Origin of the sequence: Pseudomonas sp. FSL W5-0203, assembly GCF_001896155.1 — a bacterium.
GTDB classification, from domain to species: Bacteria; Pseudomonadota; Gammaproteobacteria; order Pseudomonadales; family Pseudomonadaceae; genus Aquipseudomonas; species Aquipseudomonas paracarnis.
Map to the genome: position 1 here is coordinate 23423 of NZ_MPOR01000039.1, position 20537 is coordinate 43959.

General features: G+C 62.8%; 11 protein-coding genes. 5 read left to right on the plus strand and 6 right to left on the minus strand.

Annotated elements, in window-relative coordinates; translation table 11 throughout:
* Positions 1 to 45 precede the first annotated feature (45 nt).
* A complete protein-coding gene (locus BOP96_RS24320) occupies positions 46 to 1548 on the plus strand; it encodes a winged helix-turn-helix domain-containing protein (protein ID WP_073454233.1) in 1503 nt (500 codons plus the stop codon).
* On the opposite strand, the gene BOP96_RS24325 is transcribed toward BOP96_RS24320, so the two are convergent.
* Together BOP96_RS24325 and BOP96_RS24330 are read right to left on the minus strand one after the other, a co-directional pair.
* The gene (locus BOP96_RS24325) at positions 1495 to 4257 is read right to left on the minus strand and encodes an ATP-binding protein (protein WP_073454235.1); all 2763 of its coding nucleotides are present in this window, start codon (positions 4255 to 4257) and stop codon (positions 1495 to 1497) included. The two genes, BOP96_RS24320 and BOP96_RS24325, sit on opposite strands and share 54 nt — an antisense overlap.
* 58 nt (positions 4258 to 4315) lie before the next feature.
* Positions 4316 to 4714, minus strand: coding sequence for a helix-turn-helix domain-containing protein (locus tag BOP96_RS24330; protein WP_014718805.1), 399 nt, complete (start codon positions 4712 to 4714; stop codon positions 4316 to 4318).
* 205 nt (positions 4715 to 4919) lie between these two features.
* On the opposite strand from BOP96_RS24330, the gene BOP96_RS24335 reads away from it, so the two are divergent.
* Positions 4920 to 5828, plus strand: a complete 909-nt coding sequence (locus tag BOP96_RS24335; protein ID WP_073454237.1) for a LysR substrate-binding domain-containing protein — start codon at positions 4920 to 4922, stop codon at positions 5826 to 5828.
* Between the two features lie 255 nt (positions 5829 to 6083).
* On the opposite strand, the gene BOP96_RS24340 is transcribed toward BOP96_RS24335, so the two are convergent.
* Together BOP96_RS24340 and BOP96_RS24345 are read right to left on the minus strand one after the other, a co-directional pair.
* The gene (locus tag BOP96_RS24340) at positions 6084 to 6566 is read right to left on the minus strand and encodes a copper chaperone PCu(A)C (RefSeq protein WP_014718803.1); all 483 of its coding nucleotides are present in this window, start codon (positions 6564 to 6566) and stop codon (positions 6084 to 6086) included.
* Positions 6566 to 7174 (minus strand): SCO family protein, encoded by a 609-nt coding sequence (locus BOP96_RS24345; RefSeq protein ID WP_003191741.1) that lies wholly within the window; start codon positions 7172 to 7174, stop codon positions 6566 to 6568. The genes BOP96_RS24340 and BOP96_RS24345 overlap by 1 nt, the downstream gene beginning before the upstream one ends.
* A gap of 181 nt (positions 7175 to 7355) precedes the next feature.
* Between BOP96_RS24345 and BOP96_RS24350 the strand changes: the two genes are divergently transcribed.
* From BOP96_RS24350 to BOP96_RS24360, 3 genes are all read left to right on the plus strand, one after another.
* Positions 7356 to 7739 (plus strand): DUF2946 domain-containing protein, encoded by a 384-nt coding sequence (locus BOP96_RS24350; RefSeq protein ID WP_003191740.1) that lies wholly within the window; start codon positions 7356 to 7358, stop codon positions 7737 to 7739.
* A gap of 62 nt (positions 7740 to 7801) precedes the next feature.
* Positions 7802 to 8347, plus strand: coding sequence for a putative natural product biosynthesis protein (locus tag BOP96_RS24355; RefSeq protein ID WP_014718802.1), 546 nt, complete (start codon positions 7802 to 7804; stop codon positions 8345 to 8347).
* A gap of 129 nt (positions 8348 to 8476) precedes the next feature.
* On the plus strand, positions 8477 to 11371 hold the full coding sequence (locus tag BOP96_RS24360) for an RHS repeat-associated core domain-containing protein (protein ID WP_073454239.1): 2895 nt from the start codon (positions 8477 to 8479) through the stop codon (positions 11369 to 11371).
* Positions 11372 to 11425: 54 nt separating this feature from the next.
* Here BOP96_RS24360 and BOP96_RS24365 read toward each other — a convergent pair whose 3' ends face one another.
* Both BOP96_RS24365 and BOP96_RS24370 read right to left on the minus strand, forming a co-directional pair.
* Complete coding sequence (locus BOP96_RS24365) at positions 11426 to 15856, minus strand: SpvB/TcaC N-terminal domain-containing protein (RefSeq protein WP_073454242.1); 4431 nt, start codon at positions 15854 to 15856, stop codon at positions 11426 to 11428.
* Positions 15853 to 20532 carry a neuraminidase-like domain-containing protein gene (locus BOP96_RS24370; protein ID WP_073454244.1) on the minus strand — a complete coding sequence of 1560 codons (4680 nt, stop codon included), beginning with the start codon at positions 20530 to 20532 and terminating at the stop codon, positions 15853 to 15855. Before BOP96_RS24370 ends, BOP96_RS24365 begins: the two co-directional genes overlap by 4 nt.
* Between the last annotated feature and the right edge of the window lie 5 nt (positions 20533 to 20537).

Genomic DNA, 20537 nt, shown 5'->3' on the forward strand with positions numbered 1-20537 from the left:
CAGCATTGTCCTGTCATCGCCAACTGGCAAGATAGCGTCGAGCCCATGGAAAAGGATGCGCAGGCACTCAAGCACGGGTGTTTCAGCGCTGTGACGGACATGCAAAATGGTACGGCGGTGAGCTTTGGCCCCTACACCTTTCATCGGCAGCAGCGCCTGGTCAGCAAGGCGGGTTGGCCGGTGCCGCTGGGCGGGCGAGCCTTGGATATTCTCGCGGTACTGCTTGAAGCGCCCGGGCACTTCATCAGCAAGGCGACCTTGATCGAACGGGTGTGGCCCAACAGCGTCGTCGAAGACAGCAACCTGCGCGTGCACATCGCCGCGCTGCGTCGTGCGCTGGACGGCCAACGCTGGATCCTCAATCACCCCCAGCGCGGTTACTGCTTCGCTGCGCCTGCGCAGGACGCGCTGCCGACGCTGCTGCCTCAGCACAACCTGGCTGCACGGCTCAGCCCGGTGTGGGGGCGTGATGAACTGGTGGGCGTGCTGGCGCGACGGTTGGCCGCGCAGCGGTTGTTGACCCTCACCGGTGTGGCCGGCATTGGCAAGAGCACGCTGGCCCTGGCCCTGGCCGAGCGGGTATTGCCGCGTTATCGCGACGGCGTATGGTGGGTCGATATGGCCGCTGTGCAAGCGCCAAGCGAGCTGCTCGATAACCTGGCCAAGGTCTTGCTGTTGCATTCGGCGCCCGCCAGCCTCAACGAACTGTGCCGGCGTCTGGCATCGCGTCAGTTACTGCTGATACTCGATGGCGCCGACCTGCTGCTGGGCGCGTGTCGACAGCTACTGCGTGCGCTGCGTGAGATGGCGCCTGGCATCAGCGTGCTGATCACCAGTCGTGAAGCCTTGTTGGCCCCGGGCGAGTGGGTGGTGCGCGTGCCTCGGCTGGCGATGCCGGCGCCGTCGGCCAATGTCGAACAGGCGATGGCCTGTCCTGCGGTGCAACTGTTCGTGGCGCGCGCGCGTGCCAATCAGCAGGGGTTTGATTTGCGGCCTCAGGATGTGGCGCCGCTGCGCGACCTGTGTCGGCGCCTGGATGGCCTGCCGTTGGCCCTGGAATTGGCGGCGGCCCAGGTGGATGCGTTGGGCATCGGCGGTGTGCAGATGCAAGTACGCACGGGCTTGCAAGTGCTGGCCCGTGGACGCCGCACGGCGGTGGCGCGCCATCGATCACTGACCGCGGCCCTGGATTGGAGCTACGAGCGCTTGAGCCTGCCGCAGTGCTGGCTGTTTCTGCAGTTGAGTCTGTTCAAGATGGCAGTCACCTTACCCACCCTGAGTGACCTGGTGGCCGGTACCGAGCTCGAACATGCCGACCTGTCTTACCTGCTGGCGCGCCTGGTCAACGTCTCGCTGCTGAGCGTCGAGCCCGGCCTGGGCCCGCCGCGCTATCGCCTGCTCAACTGCGTGCGCAGCTACGCCTTGGGGCAACTGCGGGACCCGCGCCAGGTCGAGCGTTTGCAACAAGGCTATGCGCCTTGCCTGGGCGCGTTCTCAGGCCGGCCGCTTGTCCTGCAACTCGTCGAGCAGGCAGCGCACGCGCAGTAGATCCCGGGTGGCGAAGCCTTCGCTGAAGCGTGCATGGATTGAACTGAGCAAGTCCCTGGCGAGCTGAATGCGCCCTTGCTGTTGCCACAGTAGCGCCAGGGACGCGCCGCAGCGTAGCTCCCAGGCCAGGGCGCCTTGCTGGTGCGCCAGGCCCAGCGCCTCCAGCAGCAGGGTTTGCGCGGCGTGCTCATCCTCTAGCTGCAAGGCGTACACCCGCAGAATCTCCGGGGCGCACCAGCCCGCAGCGCCACTGCGCGCGCGTTCCAGGGTTGGCACATCCACAGCATGGGTGCCGAAGGTGATCAAGGTGTCTTGGATCAGGCCCAGGCCCTGCCAATCCGGTTGGCCAAGAATACCGGCGTAATGCCCGGCCCAGGTCTGGAACAACTGCACAGAATGCTTGTGCGACTGCTCCAGCAGCAGCCTTTGCAGGGCTTGGGCGTCGTCTTCGGCGCCGTTGTAGCGGGCGATCACCACTCCAGCCAGGGCCAGGGTGTAGCAGATCGAGGTGCCGTGGTTGATCTGTAGCGCAAGCTCCAGCGCCTGGCTGGCGGTGCGCCAGGCGCGCTCGGGAAAACCCTGTAACCACAGGATTCGCGCCAGCACGGTCAAGGAGGCGACGCTCTGGTCGTATTGCACGCCAACCCCGAGGGCAAAGCGGTTCACGTGACCACTTTGGGACATACGCTGCAGCACCTGCTCGGCGTGGTGCCTGGCAAGAGCCTGGTTCCCGGTGTAATGCTGGCCCAGCGCACGCAGCCGCTGGGCGCTCAGGTCCAGCAACGGCTCGGTGCGTGGGTCCAGGCGATCGAACTGCAGGCTCAGCTCCTGCGCAGGGCCATAGCGCCCGGCGCACAGGTTCACCGCCATCAGCCCGGAGACCGCGCGCAACTGGCCTGCACGGTCCTGGCGCATCTCGGCCAGGCGCGCAGCCCCCTCAAACGCCGCGATGGTCCGAGGCGCAGCGCCCATGGCGTGATAGGACAGGCTGCCCAGCGCCAATTGCAGTTGCAGGGTCAATTGCGTGCAGGGCGCGCTGACCTGGCCGATCAGCGCCAGCGCCTGGTCCACATAGCCGCCGTGCTCACGTAGCAACGACAACTCTTGCCACAGCGGCATCGCGCTGACCGTCAGGCGGATAGCCAGCAACTGCGCACCGCCCTCGGCAAAGCCCCAGTCGAGGGCGGCACGCACGTCTTCGCGCAGCGGTGCGTAACGGTCGATCCACGGCTGTGTGGCGATCAAATCCCAATCGCCCTGGGCCTGTTCCATCAGTGCCAGGCAGCGGGCGGCGTGGCGCTCTCGCGTGGCATGCAGCTCGCAGGCCTGGCTGAGCTTTTCCAGGGCATAGGTGCGGGTGATGTCCAGCAGGCGATAGACCATCTCGTCATCGCTGGCCTCCACATTCAACAACGACTTGGCCACCAGTTGCGTAATCGAGCCCAGCACTTCGGCGGGGGCCACCTGCTCTCCGGCGATTACCGCCGCTGCGCTGGCCAGGCTGAAGCCGCCACGAAAGACCGCCAGGCGGCGCAGGCAGATTTGTTCGCACGCGGTGAGCAGGTCAAAGCTCCAATCGAGCGTGGCGCGCAGGGTCTGCTGGCGAGGCAGGGCACTGCGTCGCCCACGGGTCAGCAGGCGAAAGTTGTCTTCCATCTGCACCAGCAGGCCCGGCAAGCCAAACCGTTCGATTTGCGCGGCCACCAGTTCTATCGCCAGGGGAATGCCGTCCAGGCGCTGGCAGATATCAATCGCCAGGGGCAGTTCAGCGTCGCTGAGGGCAAAGCTTTCCTGGTGGGACATGGCGCGCTCGATCAGCAATTGCATGGCCGGGTAACCCAGGGCCTGGGCGCGGTTGCCGGTGGCGGGCGGGCAGGCCAGCGGTTCAAGGCGCTGCACATGCTCACCTTCGGCGCGCAGGGCTTCGCGGCTGGTGGTGAGGATGTGCAGGTGCGGTGCATGGCGCAACAGGGTTTCACTGATGAGGGCAATGTCGTCGAGCAGGTGCTCGCAGTTGTCGATCACCAGCAGCATCTGGCGTGCCTGCAGGCTGCGGGCGAGGCTGGCCAGGGACGCATTCTCGCCCGGCGTCAGGCCGAGCAGGGCGGCCAGGTTGGGCAGGATCATGGACGCTGCACTGAGCGGCGCCAGGTCCAGCAGGTGAATACCGTCGCGGTAATGCCCAATCAGCAATTCCGCGACGCGCAGGGCGACGGTGGTCTTGCCGATGCCACCGGCGCCGGTCAGCGTGATGAAGCGTTGCTGCGGCAGTTGTTGTACCAGGGCGTCGATCAGCGCTTGGCGGCCGATCATGCGTGTGCGGCGCAAGGGCAGGTTATGGCTGGGGCGTTGGGGCGCGCCGTCGGTGGGCAGCGTCATGGGTTCGATGCTCAGTGGCGCAACAAAACTGTAGCCGCGCTGGGCGACCGTGACGATATAACGCTGCCCGGCCTGGCCGTCCCCCAGTGCCTTGCGCAACGCCGCCATGTGCACCCGCAGGTTGCCGTCTTCCACCACGCTTTTGGGCCAGACCCGCGCGATCAACTCCTGTTTGCTCACCACATTGCCGGCGTGTTCCAGCAGGATCAGCAGAATGTCCACCGCCCGCCGCCCCAGGCGCAGCGGCCGGCCGGCCTCAAGCACCAGGCGCTGGCGCGGGTGGATGCGGTAGGGGCCGAAATGCACGGCCTGGTCGCTCAAGTCATTCATGGCTGCCCAGGTTCTGGAGGAAGGAAGCGGCCAGCATATTCCAGGTACGTGCAGACCACTAGGCAGCGATCACATCAGGTTTGCTACGCGAGTGGTGGTTTCGCCAGGTCATGGGGTTGACGCCTTCGCTGCGGGTGAACATATGGCAAAAGTGCGCCTGGTCGCAAAAGCCACATTCCAGGCTGATCTGCGTGAGGCTCAGGGACGAGCCGGTAATCAATTCCTTGGCGCGCTGGATGCGTTGCTGGCGAATCCATTCCTGGGGCGACAGCCCGGTGGTGCACTTGAAGGCGCGGGAAAAATGGCTGCGCGACAAGGCGCAGGCCTGGGCCAGGTCGGCAATCGCCAGGCTTTCTCCGAGGTTGGCGAGGATCAGTTGCTTGGCGATACGCTCACGCCGGGGGCACAGGCCGCCGGTGGGAGATAACCGGGGGGCATATTGCTCGAGTCGGGCCATGACAAATATCCGCAGTCGATGGGAACGTTCCCGGTGGATGGGTGCAGTGTAGACGCGCTTTATCTTGTTGCCCGAGTGCCTGGCTGACGAGTTAATCGTTGTTAATTTCGCCAGGTGCGGTGCTGGAAAAGACAGCACAGCTATGCAATCCCAGGCGTGCAGTGCATGCTTCCCTGGCCCTCTGGAAAACGTTTGGATAGCACCCATGAACCGCAACGATCTGCGCCGCGTCGATATGAACCTGCTGGTGATTTTCGAAGCCTTGATGTTCGAGAAAAACCTGACCCGGGTCGCCGAAAAACTGTTTATCGGCCAACCGGCAGTGAGCGCTGCATTGGGCCGCTTGCGCGATTTGTTCGATGACCCGTTGCTGCTGCGCAACGGCCGTGCCATGGAACCCACGGCGCGTGCACTGGCGATACTCAAGGAGCTGCAACCGGCCATGGACACCATCTCGGGCGCCGTCAGCCGTGCCAAGGATTTCGACCCCTCCACCAGCTGCGCGGTGTTTCGCATCGGTTTGTCCGATGATGCGGAGTTCGGGCTGTTTCCGTCGTTACTCAGCCGCCTGCGCGAAGAAGCGCCGGGCATCATTGTGGTGGTGCGCCGGGCCAATTACCTGTTGATGCCTTCGCTGCTGGCCAGCGCAGAAATTTCCGTGGGGGTCAGCTACACCACCGACCTGCCGGCCAATGCCAAGCGCAAGAAGCTGCGCGATATCCCCTGCAAGGTCCTGCGCGGGGATGACGGCGAGGCGCCGCTGACCCTGGATGATTACTGCGCAAGGCCCCATGCGATGGTGTCGTTCTCTGGCGACCTGAGCGGCAATATCGACCTGGACCTGGCCCGCATCGGCCGCTCGCGTCGGGTGGTGCTGGCGGTGCCGCAGTTCAGTGGGTTGCGGGCGTTGCTGGCGGGGACGCAGATTATCGCGACCGTGCCCGATTACGCCGCGTGCGCATTGACCGAAGGCACACGCCTGCGCGCCGAGGACCCGCCGTTTGCGATTGATGCGGCGGAGCTGTCGATGGTGTGGAGCGGGGTGCATGACAACGACCCGGCGGAGCGTTGGTTGAGGGGCAGGATTGCGGAGCATATGGCGCGGGACGTGTGATGGAGCTGACTCCTCTCCACCTGACACCTCACAGGGCTATGTACTGCCCGCAGAATCAGCGCCAGACGAAGTCCTTGTGGGAGCGGGCTTGCCCGCGAAGGCGGCCTGATGGTCGACACAGTTATACCGAGTACATGCCCCCACCACTCGGCACCCCGCCTGCGTTCGGCCAGCGTGGTTTAACGGGGCGCCTGAGATCAAGCTCAAAAGCAGCTCGCTTACGCGGGAGAAAAGGCCGTAGGTTTAATCGCCTACTCAATGCATCTTGCTATGGTCCATTTTGCTATGGTCCATGCCATCCAACCCACGGGCTGTCGCTTTCACTTCGACAGCCTGCTTTTCCCCCTTGGCATCTTGCACCGTCAGGGTCAGCGGTACCTGGTCGCCTTCCTTGATCTGGCCGGTCAGGCCCATCAGCATCACGTGGTAGCCGTTCGGGTCGAGCTTGACGGTTTTGCCGGCAGGCAGGGCCACCGAGTCCACTGGGCCCATGCGCATCACGTCGTCCTTCATGCTCATCTCATGAATCTGTACGTCTTTGGCGACCGGCGAGGCGACGCTCAGCAGTTTGCTGTCGCTGTCGGCGGTGAGGGTCATGAAGGCGCCGCTGGAAGGCTGGCCGGGTACGGAAGCGCGTACCCAGGCGTCGGTTACTTGTACTTGGGCGCTGGCGTGGGCGGCGAGGCCCAGCAGGGTGAGGCCGAGGGTGAGACGCTTGAGGTGTTGAACGGCAGTCATTAGCAGACCTCCATGACGGTGAGCAGATCTTCTGCGCACTCTTGAGCGGTAAGGGATGCCTGCAAGCCAAGGCGCAGGTTGCCACGGGTGTCGAACACGAAACTGGTGGCGGTGTGGGAGAGGGTATAGGTGTCGCCGGCGGGGATCTTTTCATAAAAGATCCCGAACTCCTTGGCGGCCACGGCGATTTCTTCCGGGGTGCCGTAGAGCGCTTCGAAGCTGGGGTCGAAGGCCTTGACGTAATTGTTGAGAATCTCGGGGGTGTCGCGCTCGGGGTCCAGGGTGATAAACACCACCTGCATGATCTTGCCATCGCGGCCCATCAGTTTCTTGGCTTGGGCGGCGCGGGCCAGGGCGGTCGGGCAGACGGCCGGGCACTGGGTGAAGCCGAAGAACACCACCGGCATCAGGCCGCGGTACGAGCTCAGGGTGACGGTTTCGCCGTCGGTGTTCTTGAGCTTGAAGGTACGGCCCATGATCTTGTCACTGAGGTCCTTGCCGTACTTGAAGTTCAGCTTGGGGCTGTAGTCACAGCCGCCCAGCAGGCTGCCCAGGCCCAATAGGCCCATGCCGGTCAGCACTTTGCGGCGGGTGAATAACGTACTCATCAACTGTGCATCCTGTGAAACGCCTGTAGGGCCGTGGAGCTGCTCCGCCAGGCTTTGAAAAGGAGTAACGAGAAGGGGACAGAGTCTAGCAACCCTGGCCGGTGCGCGTAATCTGCGACGTTCTGCCACAGGGGCGCGGCGCATTTCGTCCTTTTATGGCTTCGGTGGTAGAGTCGCCGCCATGAAATTGCGCCACTCTGACCGCTCACTGATCGCCTGGGCCCTGTACTTCTGCGTGCTGATGAACCTGTTCGCCTGCGGTTTGGGGCATGGCCAGATGATGGGGCAGCAGCTCAACGGCATCGGCGGGCTGTTCTGTTCTGTGGACGGCGGGCAGTCGCCCATTTCCGACAAAGGGTTGGCAAACCCGTCTTCCAGCAACATCTCGAACTACTTTGCCTGCCCGGTGTGCAACGCGGTTACCGTCGCCCTGGTGTTCCTGATCGGCCTGGCCTGGCTGCTCGGTCTTACGCAAACCCCACGTGTCGCCCATGAGCGGCGCAACAAGGCGCCGCCGCGCTATTCCTGGCCCTCGGCCAACCCCCGCGCTTCTCCCGCATCCTGACGTGTGCCTTGGGCTTCCTGTGACCAGGAGGCATTCTCTCGTCACGATTGTGAGAACACTCTATGAACCCTCAATTGCCTGCCGGCGCCAGCCGCCTGGTCAGTAAGGCGTCGCGGCGCCTGCGTGCGCAACCGGCGCTGCCTGATTACCCGAGTAATTCGCGCTGCTTCGTGCACCTGGATGCACGCCTGCTGCCTCACTGGCATACCTTGTTCGACATCTGTCCGGCGTTGCTCAAGCTCGACCCACCGGAGGGCTTGAACCTGTTTCGCGCCTTCATGACCTGGGCCTATCGCAACCAGCCGCCGCTGGACTGGACGTACCATCTGAACGTATGCCGCTGGTTGCTGAGTTCGGCGTACCGCACACAGATTGATGAGGAACCGATCGAAGCCTTCATGGCCGCCGCTGCTGCGCGCTGGGTGCTGACGGACGACAGCCCGTCGGCAGGCATTGTCCTGAGCTGGCGCGATTGCACGCTGTTCGACTGGAAGCATCACCCTTCGATAGCCGCGCCGCGACCGGCATTGCCGCCGCCCGCCTGGGACTTTGCCTGGTGCCCGTTGGATGCCCAAGGCGCTTTCAGCGGTTGGCTGCCGGTGCCATGAAGCGCCGCGTCCGGTAAGCCTCACGACACCCTCGGAAGCGCCGCACACGGCGCAGCGTGCGGGGCCCGCAGGCTGGCACCGACTTGATGACTAGGCTCTAGGCTTCTTTGGTTTTCAGGTCATCAGGTTATGTCTTCTTTGCATCACAACACGCCCACGCTGACGGTGGTCGACCCGCGAGGGTTGACCGTGCGCAGCGTGGCGTACCCTCGCAATACCGCGCAGCAATCACCCAGCGCGCAGGTCACGCGGCAGGTGTTCGACGCTCGCGGCCTGTTGCAGCAACAGTGGGACCCCAGGTTGTTTGAGTTGCACGCTGCCGACCCCGAAGTGCCGCCCAATCTGTCTCATCGTTATAGTTTGGGCGGGCAAGTGCTGAGCACCGACAGCGTGGATGCGGGCCGTCAGACGCGCTTGCTCGGCAGTGGCGGCCAGGTCGTGCAACAGTGGGACAGTCGAGGCACGCGCCAGCGGTTCGAATACGACCCGTTGCTGCGCCCCGTGGCGGTATTCGAGCGCACGGAGGAGGTGGCGGTTGAACGCTGTGTCGAGCGCATGACCTACGCGGGCATGACGTCTACGGAGGCGGCGCGCAATCGTTGTGGGCGCATGATTCGTCACGATGACCCGGCAGGCACGTTGCTCGTTGAGCGCTACGACGTGCAAGGCAACATCACCGAGCAAACCCGGCGCCTTTGCACGTCGCACACCGCGCCCGACTGGCCGCTGCCCATGAGTGAGCGGGATGCACAGTTGCAAGCCCAGACCTTCACCACCACTTGGCAGCACGATGCGCTGGGGCAACGTCTGGAGCAGGTCGACGCGCGCGGCAATCGCCAGCAATCTCAATACGGTGTCGACGGCCAATTGACGAAAAGCGAGATCCTGTTCAAAAGCGGAGCGCGCAAGACCCTGGTGGATCAACGCAGCGTCAACGCCTCGGGCCAGGTGTTGAGCGAACGCCTGGGTAATGGCGTGGTCAGCGTTGCCGAGTATTCGGACACCGATGGACGTTTGACACGCTTGAGCGCCCACCTCAAGGATTCGGCAGGCAAGCGCCTGCAAGACCTCTTCTATAGCTACGACCGGGTCGGCAATGTGTTGCGCATCCGCGATGCGGCGCAGCCGACCCGCTGGGCCAGCAACGTGCAGGTGGAGGCAGTAAGCACATTCGAATACGACAGCCTGTCGCGATTGATCAAGGCCACTGGCCGTGAAAACGCGCGCAATACTGGCGCATCCGCACTGCCGGGCCGAATCACGTTCGGCGCCACAGACGACAGTCTCTGGGGCAGCTACACCCGCCACTATGCCTACGACTCGGCCGGTAATCTGACGCAGATGCGCCATGTGCCCAGCACCGGCAGCGGTTATACCCAACGGATGCAGGTGGGCGAACACAGTAATCACAGCGTGATTGCCCGCGAGGGCGCAAAGGCGCCGGGCCTGGGTAACGGCTTCGACCAACGTGGCAATCTCCAGGCTCTGGCGCCTGGGCAGGCATTGACCTGGAATGGACGCAACCAGTTGGTTCGCGTCGCGCAGGTGCTGCGTGACAATGGCGAACATGACGATGAGGTGTATCTGTACGACGGCGCCGGCCAGCGAGTCATCAAGCGTCGCGTGGCTCATGGCAAGACGCAGGCTCACACCCATGAAGTGCTTTATCTGCCAGGGCTGGAGCTGCATCGCCACGGGCCGGATGGCGAGTGGTTGAACGTGATGCTCGCGCCGGGCGGGCGCCATTCGGTCAGAGCGCTGCAGTGGGAGCAGCAGCGCCCCGAGGAGATGCAGGACGAGCAACTGCGGTTCAGCCTCGACGACCATTTGGGCAGCGGCACCCTGGAGCTGGACGAGGCAGCCGGCCTGTTGAGCCAGGAAAGTTATTACCCTTTCGGCGCAACCGCCTGGTGGGCGGCAAAAAGCGCCTTGGAAGCGAACTATAAAACCCGACGTTATTCGGGCAAGGAGCGCGACGCCAGCGGGTTGTATTACTACGGCTTCAGGTACTACGCGCCGTGGTTGTTGCGGTGGATCAGCGCTGACCCGGCGGGGGATGTGGATGGGTTGAACCTGTATACGATGGTGGGGAACAACCCCATGGGTTATGTAGACGAAGACGGTTTGCAGCGCCGCTCGATGCTGGAGGTGGTGACGGTTCTGCTCCTGGTGTTGTTGATCGGGCATGGGATTGGTATAGAGGTTGGATACAGGGTTGAGCTGGCTTACTTTGGGCTGATTTCAGGAGTGGTGGGTGTCGCCTTTTACGCGCATCAACGGCTCAGCACTACTGACGTTCGGCGCAGAGCGTTTTATGCGCAGTCCGCATTGGCCGGTGCGCAAGAGCTGGGCCATCGGCATGGCGCTACCGAACATGAAGTCAGCGAGTTGGCGGACTTTTTTCTGGAACACCGACTGGCCACCGCAGACACTAAGCGCCTGTCCTACGGACTGACGCCGGCAGCACGGGGCGGGCTCTATGGGTACATTGGGCCCACCGAGCACCGGGAGCAGGCTGAAATAGCCTCACAAACGGAGCGTAACCCTAGTTTTACGCTTGCGAGGTTGGGGTTTGTCGGGATAGAACTTCGTGCCCCGGCACGCAAGGTGGGCGCCGGCCCGCTTCCTGCGGCTGGGCTGACCCACACCGAAGTACAACCGCAAACCAGGGTCACGAGCGTGGGTCGCCGAGGCTCCGCTTCTGAAGAGCCCGCCGCGCCACCGGTAAGCTCAGGACCTTCCTCCGGGCTGGAACCTGAGCGACTCGTGATTGACGTTGAGCCTGTTCTCAATGAGCTGCGTGGCGTAGGGGGAGGGATTATCAGGAATGTGATCAACCGCCTGGAAGCGCGCACCCTGGACTTTCATACCGGGCATGCCATGGCGGGCGGGCAGAATGTGCGTAGTTTTGACTTGCCGGGCTATCGCGGGCAGCGCGGTCGTGGCGCCTATCGAGTGATGATTCAGCACATCAGCGGGCTCAATTATCGGGCGGTCAGGGTGATGAACCCTCACCGCCGTTAATACGCTTAACGTCAGCCCAAAGAGCACGGGCCGTGTAACGGCCCGGCTCTGTTGTCAGTCCGGCGCGTGCGTGTCGTTTTCGTCCTCAGCGATGCTGTACCAGGCGCAGTAGGTCTGGCGCCGTGTGTCGCCGTTGGCATTGACCACGCGCACCGGCCGTCCCAACGCGTCATGAAAATGTTGCTCGCTGGGGCGCAAGGTGTTGAAGGCCGCATCGTCGATATAGCCAGCACGGTCGGCAAAGTAAGGTCGCCAGGTGCGCGCCAGGCAACCTTGATTGTCATACTCCACACGGCCGCTGATCCGCCAACGGCGAGTGGCGTCGATTGGCTCGGCACCCGCGCTCAACATACCGGCGTCATCGACTGCAAAGGCCGGGCCTGGTTGCGCCTTTTCCTGGGTTTGCCGCACGCGGCCAAAGCCGTCGCTGAAGGCGAGAGCGACCTGAATCTGCGGGGTTGGCGACGTGCCTTGCCAACGGTCGGCGTGCAGTACCACGACGTGCACCGGCACTTGCCTGGCCGCCTGAATCAGGCGCTTGAGGGTTTGATGATGGGGGCGCGCAGCGCTCAGGCTGTTCAGGCGTGCCAACGCCGAGGCACGAATGTGCCCGCTGGGCAGCAGGTAACCGTTGCTTACCCATTGCGCCTGGATGCTGGCGGGTGGAATGTGCCCCATCCAACTGAACACGTCGTAGAAACACGCGCTTTGAGCGTTGAACAACGCCGCTTTCGGATCAGCCAGGGCCTGCGCCGGGCCCGTATCGGGCGTGCGGATGAAGGGCGTTTGGGCGTCATGGCCGACGGGCTTTCCTTGCTCCTCTCCCTTGAGGCCGGTCGCCAGCAGCTGCCCGTGGGCGTCGTAGTGCGCGTAGCGTTGCGTACGCTGTGCGTCAGTCACCGTCACCGGCAGGCCAAGACGGTAGTCGTACTGCGCCTGGGTCGTGCAGCCGTCCGCCAATTGCACCTTGATGATGTACAGCCCATAGCGGTCGTACTCGGACTGCGTGAACCCATGGCTCAGGCTCGCCTGATGCCGACGAGGCCGATAGAACATTTCAGCCTGGCCGTAACGGGTGTACCCCTGGCCGAGCGACCACAGGGTGATAGCCTCGTCCTGCCCGGGGGCCGGTGACAGGAACGCGGCCATGGCCCGATAGTGCTGTGCACTCAGCGTGGCAGCGACAGGGCGGCCCTCATACACCTCCAGCGCTTGCTGATCGAGTTCGGCTGTCTCGATATAGGCGGGCAGCGCCTGAAAACTTGCGGTGCCGGCCGGCAAGGGGGCGGTGTGCTCCGCCACGCAGTAATGCTGCACCGACAGCCCCCCCAGCTTGCGTTCGGCCGCTGTTCCCAGTGGAGCGGACGGGCCCTGCGCAATGAAGTGTTCATAGCTTATTTTTTCAATTGCTAACGCCTCTTTGCTCAGGACCAGCACGTTGCGTCGTTGCTGGTAGGGCAAGTGCAAGCGCCAGCGCTGCGCGGCGTCAAGGTGAATGAAGCGGGCGCGGGTTTCGTTGAGGTAATACGCCTGCTGCGCCGAATCGTGTGCGTCACGCCACCACTGCTGCTCGTGGGCTGGCCCCGGCGGTGGGGCGTCGCTGACCGTCTTGCGACGGGCATAGTCGACCACCACGCTGTGCAGATTGCCGGCGTAGCGGTCCCAGCGCAGATTGAGGATATGCCGACAGCATGGGTCGTCCGGTTGGCGCTCGTAGCGGCAGGTCAGCGACTCCAGCAACAGTGGCAGCAGTACCGCCGGCTCGCCGGCCTTGGCCGACGGGCTTAATTGGCGTATGAAATAGCGCTGTTGCTGCACCGAATACGGCACTGCCTGTGGTGGCGCATCGGCGGCGGCATACACCTCTTCACGCAGCAGGCTACCCGCCAATGCACGCTGCATCGCGCGGCGGGTGGTTGCGCCGGGCGTAGCGATCAGCGTATCTCCTGTGCGCCCGGCCTCCAACTGGCCCAGCAGGGTTGGCCCCAGCGCGGGCGCCTGCGGGTCGCCCGGGTAAAAAGCCTCCTGCGAGGGCTCAAAGGTGTGGAACCAGCGTTTGGTCAACACCCCAGGCGGCGCATCGGCCGTAGGAGGTTGTTCGGTGTGCAACACCAGGCCAAAGCCGATGAACTGGCGTTCCTCACGGTCGTAGCAGGCTTGCCGGTAACGAAAATACTGGGTGGAGCGGTTACGGCTGACCAGATCCTTTTGCTGTTGCCGCTTGACCACCTGTACCGGGAACGCAAGGCTACTGCCTCGCGGCACTCCCAGGGTTTGCCCGTGCTGTTTTTCGTCGAGCCATTCCTGGGCGCTGCTGCGGTAGCTCAGTTGGGTGGAGGCCCCCCGGTTGTTGAGCGTGGCGGTTAACAAATACGGTTTGAGACTGACGAAGTCATACCGCCAGTGCTGGGGTGTCATGTGCGGCACGCTCAGGATCAGGCTGGAACAGCCCAGGCCTTGAAGGTCGGCAAAGCTGACCTGGCATGTCGCGTCATGGCGCACGCCCTCGGGCCAACGCAGTGTCAGTGGCTCCGATGCCAGCCCGCTGCCGGCGCGGTTCATATAGATCTGTATGTGTTCAGGCGCCAGGTAAATCAGGTCCACCGCGCCTGAGCCGTCCAGGTCGGCGAGGCGAATATGCTCGGCATCGAAGCTGGCGTGGTCGAACGCCAGCGTGGCGAAGACAAACCCTTTGCCGAAGCGTCCACGGCCGAGGTTGGGCCAGCACTTGATTTCGTTATGGCGGATGCGCACCAGGTGTTGTTGGCCGCTGCCCAGGGGGTCGCAAAAGGCGATCAATTCGGCCGGCGAATGGCTGAGGGTTGGCAGTCCCTCATCGTCGGGCGCATGGCGCACCTGCTGGCCAGGATCAAACCCGCCGTCCTGGCGCTGAGCGTACAGGCGCACGCTGCGGCTGCCGATCAGAACCAGGTCCAGCCTTCCGCTGCCCATCAGGTCGGCCAGTTGCCCGTGGGGATGGAAAAACTCCTGGGGCATCGCCGCAAAAGGCACGAAACCCGACCATTGCCGCTGCGAGTCGAGGCTGAAAAAACCGCTCAGCCCTGGTTGCGCCACCACCCATTCCAGATGCCCATCGCCGTCAAGATCCGCCAGTGCCTGGCGCGTGGCTTGGGCGGTATCGGCGAGGGGGATGCGTGGCAGGGCCTGCCATGGACCATAGATCAGCGCATTGCTGCTGGCCCGGCCGGGGGCCCTGAGCGGCTCGCGGTAGTACCAGCTTTTATCGGTGCGGTGCAGGATGCCCGGCAAACCGTCGCGGTACAGGTCGACCAGTTGATAATGCTGCCCGTCGTTGATGCCCGCCATGGCGTCGAACGCTTGGTAGCGCGCGGCGTCCAGCGTCGGCACGAAGGCGCTGTAGGCCAGCTCCAGAGGCGGCCAGGCACTGGCGTCCCCTTGGGCGTCAAAGGCCTGGTTGTGCACAGCGTTCAGGCAACTGCCGATGGCGTGGCGATGGGTGTACTCCAGCAACAGACGCCGCGTCAGCACCGGCTCGACGCCCAGGCTTGGCTCGTCGGGGAAGTAATGAAACATCAGCACTTGCTGACACCGCCGCAGGGTGCCGAGCTCAAAGCCATAGGCATAGCTGCTGATCGGGTCGTTGCGGATCGGCCAGGCATGTTGTTCGGCATAGGTCGGCACTTGGCTCAGGCCGGTGTGGCGTTCGCCATAATCCAGCAGCAGTTCGAAGTGCCATTGCTTGTCAGCGAGGGCGTCCGCACGCCACAGCGCCAGATGCTCAAGGGGCTTGAGGTTGCCGTAGCACACCCGCGCCAGATAACGCTGGGCGCGATAGTCCCTGGCGGCGCTTGGCGGCTGGTCGTCTGGTTTGTAGTGGTAATAGATCTGCTCACCCAAAGGGTTGAGGCTTTCCTGCAACAGCCATTGGGCAACACGTAGGCCGTCGTTTGGGTCTGCACAGCGCGCGATCAGAGTCTTGCCGAACAGGTGCACGCAGCCGTCGGCCCCCTGAACCAGCCAGAACCCGGCCTTGTCGCTGTCACAAGACCAATGCTCGATACGGTCGAAGCGCGCTTCTATCACCGGAAAATAGCGCACCACTCGGTGGGGTTCATCCAGGGCCAGGCCGTTATAGTGGTCCCAGGTGGTGGCCTGAATTGCGCCGTCGGCATCACGCTCAGGGATCATGCCGATGCCTTGGGGGCTGATGAAACGGTCGTCATCACCGTAGGCCGGTACGCCTTTGCGGGTATCACGGCTGATGGCGCCTGCCGACATCGCCCAGCCGAGGCCGAAGGGCCCGTTGCCTAGGGCGCTGCGATAACCCAGGCTCAGGGCCGGCGTGAAGCCACGGCCCGGCGAAATGGGCAAGGGCACCTCCAGGCACGCCTCACCCCGTGTGCCCACGGCACCCCATTGCGCGCCGGGGCCCTGGATGGCGCCACCGCCCTTGGGCAGCGCAGGAATCTTCGGTTCCAAGAGTTCGGGCGGCCGCACGCTCATCGTTGACCTCCGGTGTTTTTAGCGGTGTAGCGCAGGTGCACGATGATATCGGTGAGGGATTCGAGCAGGGCGTTTTGCCGGGCATGGTTGGGAAAGGTCAGTTGCCAGGTGGAGATCGCTCCTGTGTATTCGAACGGCAGGTAACGCTCGTCGCTGTCGAAGTTCAAGGTGAACAATCCGCTGTCGTTGAGCCCGCTGGACAGGGCGATTTGCTGTTTGGCGCGCAGGTCTTTTTTTACCGCGGCTTCGGTGTGTCTGGTCGCGGGGGTGAGGTGCGTGGTATTGGCGGTTTGGGTCAGGATGGCCTTGATGTCTTCATAGGGCCCCAGCGTGGCGGGCAGGGACACACTGACGTGCTTGATACGCCGCAAGTAATGGCCTGGGTAGTCGTCGTCAAACAGCTTGAGGGTCAGTTCAAAGGTCAAGGCGCCGGTTTTTACCAGGTCGGCTTTAAGCGCGGCCCAGGGCATGTCACGCGTGGCCACAGGGTCTTGGCTGTGCAGATGGCGCAGCGACACGGTTTTAGTGATCTCCAGCAAACGTTCGTTGTGGGTGACGTAGGCGTTACTCATGCTCAGTAGATTTTGCTTGAGCGCTTCGCCGGCGCTGAAGCCGCGATATTGATGGGTCCAATGCTGGGTTTGAATGAAGTGCTTGTCCCACTGAGCCCGTTCTTCCTGCCAACAGGCCTCGGCCGCCAGGCACAGCGACAGGCTCGAGTCATAGGCTTGGTAGTAGAAAGTGGAAAGTTGGCCATTGAGCCATTGATACAGTTGGGCGTTGGTAAAGCGTTTGCCGAGCTGGTCGTACAGGCTTCGTGCTTGGGCCAGGCTGGTCTGGGCCAGGCCCAGTTGCAAGCGGGTATGGGCTTGCTGTTCGGTGTAAGCCTGCAACTGGGCGTCGACCTGGGCCAGCTCAAGGCGTGCCTGTTCCAACGAATGGGCCCACTCGGCGGCGCGTCGGGCAAACAGGTCGGTGCGGTCCAGGTGGGCAGCGTTGGCGCGCTTGTCATTGGCAATGCCTTGGGCCGTCGCGTGCAGGGCGTGAAAAGCGCCCTCGTAGCGCACGCCGCCGTTGGAGGTGCCAAAAATATTCGGTATCAGCATCGCCAGCCCCGCGCCGGCTTGTGCCACGGCGGCGGCGGTGTCCCAGCGCGCACTGTCCTGGTACTCCTGGGTGGCCTGGGCCTCGGCCGGGCTGATGCCTCGCTTGAGCTGCTGTTCGAAGAACGTCACCCGCGCTTCGACCATGCGGCGTCCTGCCAGCAGCGCTTGCTGGTTCCTCGCATCGAACTGTACGGCCTGGGCCTGTTGCTCGACGGCCAGCCTCGCCAAGTCCCAGGCTTGCTGCTGCTGGGTTTCCAGGTACTGGGCCTGCTCTTTGCGTTCGAACAACGACAGTAAGGTCGCCCCCAACTGGATCAGGTTGTCGACCGCTTGCAAGGCGTGTCCCAGCAATACCTGGAAGCGATAGTGCGCGGCCTGGGCGGTGCGCAGCGACGGGCGCAGGCTGGCGCCGACCGCCCCTTGCTGGTACGCGGCAAGCAGCGTTTGAGGCGTCAGGGTCGCGGCGTACAGCGGCAGGCTCAAGGGCTTGCCGGTCAGGTCCAGGTGATGGCGCAGGTTGTGCAGGCGAGATTCGATTTTGTCCCAGCGCAGCAGCAGATCAGGGCTCAGGGATCGACACAGCCGCGAGGTGCCCGCAGGTACTGTCGTGCTGTCGAGCGTGGAAGGGTTTTGCAGTTTGTCCAGGGTCGTGGCTGCCCAGGGATCGACCGGGTTGAGCGGCGGTCTTGGCCCGAGCAAGCCCTTGGCGCGGATGTACCACAACTTGGCGTCGGCCAGGCCGTCACGGGTCATTTGCCGGTACGCTGCATCCCCGCGATTGAGCAGGATGTCGACGTACAACAGGTACAGCGCCTGACGAAAATGTACCGCGCTGCTTGTCGCCAATGGGTGGGGCAGGGAAGAGGCGTTGTGGCGCTGTGGTGCACTGGTAAGCAGCGCAGGCAGGCGCCAGAACCCGGATGGGTGTACGGGATCGAACACGTAGCGTATCCACGTTTCGGCCTCGGCGTATTGCTGCTCCTGGTTCAGGCGTTGTGCCAACAGCCAGGGTAGGTAAAGAAACAACTCCCAGCAATAGGTGCCATGGGGGCCGTGGAAGTCCAGTGGACTGGGCTTTTCCTCGCCTGGCAATGGCGGCTCGCGCCAGGCATCCGGGGCCAAGGCAAACAGCTCATGCAAACCTGCGCCCGCGGTTTTTGCCAGCAGCCCGGCCACGCAGGTGTTGGTGCGTATGGGCGCTCGTTTGTTTTCAGGCTTATCGATCGACTCGATCGTGGACCCGTCGAAGTCAATGAATTCTGCCGCGCCATAGGGCGGGGTTGCGAGTCGCCGGATAAACGGAGCCAGTGGAATGATGGGGGTGCTGTTATCGGGCGGCAGGGTGAAGGTCGCGGTTTTCAGCGCGTAGCCCAGGATGATGGGGTCGGGGTAATGCACATCGCTTTCCAGCAGCAACACGCCGTGAATCAGCGTCAATGTGGAAGCCGTCGTGTCAGTGGAGTCCTCGTCGTAGGGGTGCAAGGTCGTGGGGGAGAGTTCGATCTGCGCCTCAAGCGTGTGCGTTTCGGAGAGTTCAGTGAACGTGTCGCGCAGGGTGCGCCGAGAAGCGTCTGCCAGGCCGACGAGTACCGTGTTATTGCGGTGAGGGCTTTCCGGTAAAGCGCTGTGTCCTTGTTTGGGATACATCAACACGGGTTTGTACAGGCGTTGTTTCTGCTGGACCTGGACCTTGTCCAGTACTAAGTCGTAGGCATGGCTGCTGGTCTGCGCCTGATTGTTGTAGAACGACAGGGTGACGGTATAGGTGGCGTCTGGCGTATTGAAAAAATAGTCGAAGGCTTCTTGGCTAATGCGTTGGTCGCGCAGATTGAATGTCGTGCTTTTCGGGTTTTCTTCATCTTTTTCAATTTGCGGCAGGGTAAAGGTCGTCGGCTGATTCGCAGCATTTTTTATAAGTTGGGCATAGCTGACGCCGGTCTCATTGCACTTGAGGGTCAAGTCGATGCGCACGTTGGAGAAGGTTGCCAGCTTGGCGCCCTCCAGGAAAATTTCTGCGGTGGGGCCTAACGCCAGCGTCTCGTTCTGGGCAGGACCGCTGCTGCTGAGGGTGATGGTCAAATTGACCAGTGCGTCTGCCTTGCTGAACCTGACAGTGCGGTGCGGTTCGAAGCGTTTCGCCAGGCGGGTGGTGACCTCCAGTACTGACGTTGTTCGGTTGAACCGAATATCGCTCTCAGCCGAAAGACTGCGGATATGCTGTTGATTGTCTTCGTAGTTCCAGCCATGGGTGGTGCCATGGGGCGCGTCGTTGGTCAGGGAGTGGACTTTGACCTGGACCGTGTCGGGCGCCCTGAATTGAAATCTGGCCCTGTTGTGGTGCCCGAACAGGGCCAGGTAGCGCCCGGCCAGTTCAGCCTCTTTATGCCAGTAGAACATCCGCCGAGTGCTGCCCTGGGTTTCAAGCCAATGGACGTTGAAGTGCTGATCCAGCCGTACGGCTTGAAAGAAATGCCGATGCACGCCGTTGTGCGGGGAAGCCGTTTGATGGTTCGGCTGTGCGCTCAGGCCCAGGAACAGTGACGGCGGTTGGCTTTTTGAATCGAGTACGGCGATGGACGCAGTGGCGCTCATCAGGTCTTCCGAGCTCAAGTCATCCAGGCCCTGTGCCAGGCTGTATTCCTGAATGCAGGCCTGCGGCACGCTCCAACTGTCATCCAGTTTTTTATAGGAAAAGTACAAGCGCAACTGTAGATAGGTGGTCTTTATCCGGGTTTCCAGCCGTTGCTGGTATTCCTTCTCCGATTCAACATCACCGCGCCCGATCCGGGTGATGTCCCTCGACGACGACGTCGGGTTGATGCATTGGGCCCACACCACGAAGAGGCGCCCGTTGAACACCACCGGGCGAATCGTCTGTTCGGGGACGTTATCGTCAATCGACAGCGGGATCTTTTGCCAGGAGGACCAGGCTGGCGGAGTGGTCGCGTCGCCCGAGGCCATTTTCAGCGTGCGCCAGTAATAGGTGTTTTCCGGACTGGACTTGCCGGTGAAGTAATAAGTGCTGCTGGCAAAGCTGTCTTTATCACCATCGATATAACCATTGAGGGTCTTGATGTTGGCAAGTGCTTCGAAGCGGCTGAGGTAACTGTGGACGGCTGTCTGCAGCGGCGCAGGCTCGATACGAAATTGGTTGAGCTGGTTCTCCAGTTGCCTGAAGTTGTCGCTTTTGCCATGGCGCAATGTAGGGCTCAGGTAGGTGGCCGGGTAGTGCTGAAGTTGCTGGTGGGCACGCCACAGTGAATAGGACAGCAACTGGTCTCGCCACTCGATCTGCTCGACAGCGCTCATGCCCTGTTCGTCGTAGCCGGGCTCCAGGCCCAGGTAAATGCCAGTGATGTACTGCTGCAGGCTGGCAATGGCGCTGGCGACACGGGTGGTGGGCACCGTATGGCGGACCTGGGGGTCGAGCAGCCAATAGGTATAGACATCGTCGACGGTCTTGACGGTATCGGCCACTGCCGTGTCTTCAGGCAGCACGCTGTTGAGGTAGAACCCCAGCATCGCGTCGCGCAGGTGTTCGTTGAGGTGGTGGGTGAGGGTGTCAGACATGGTCA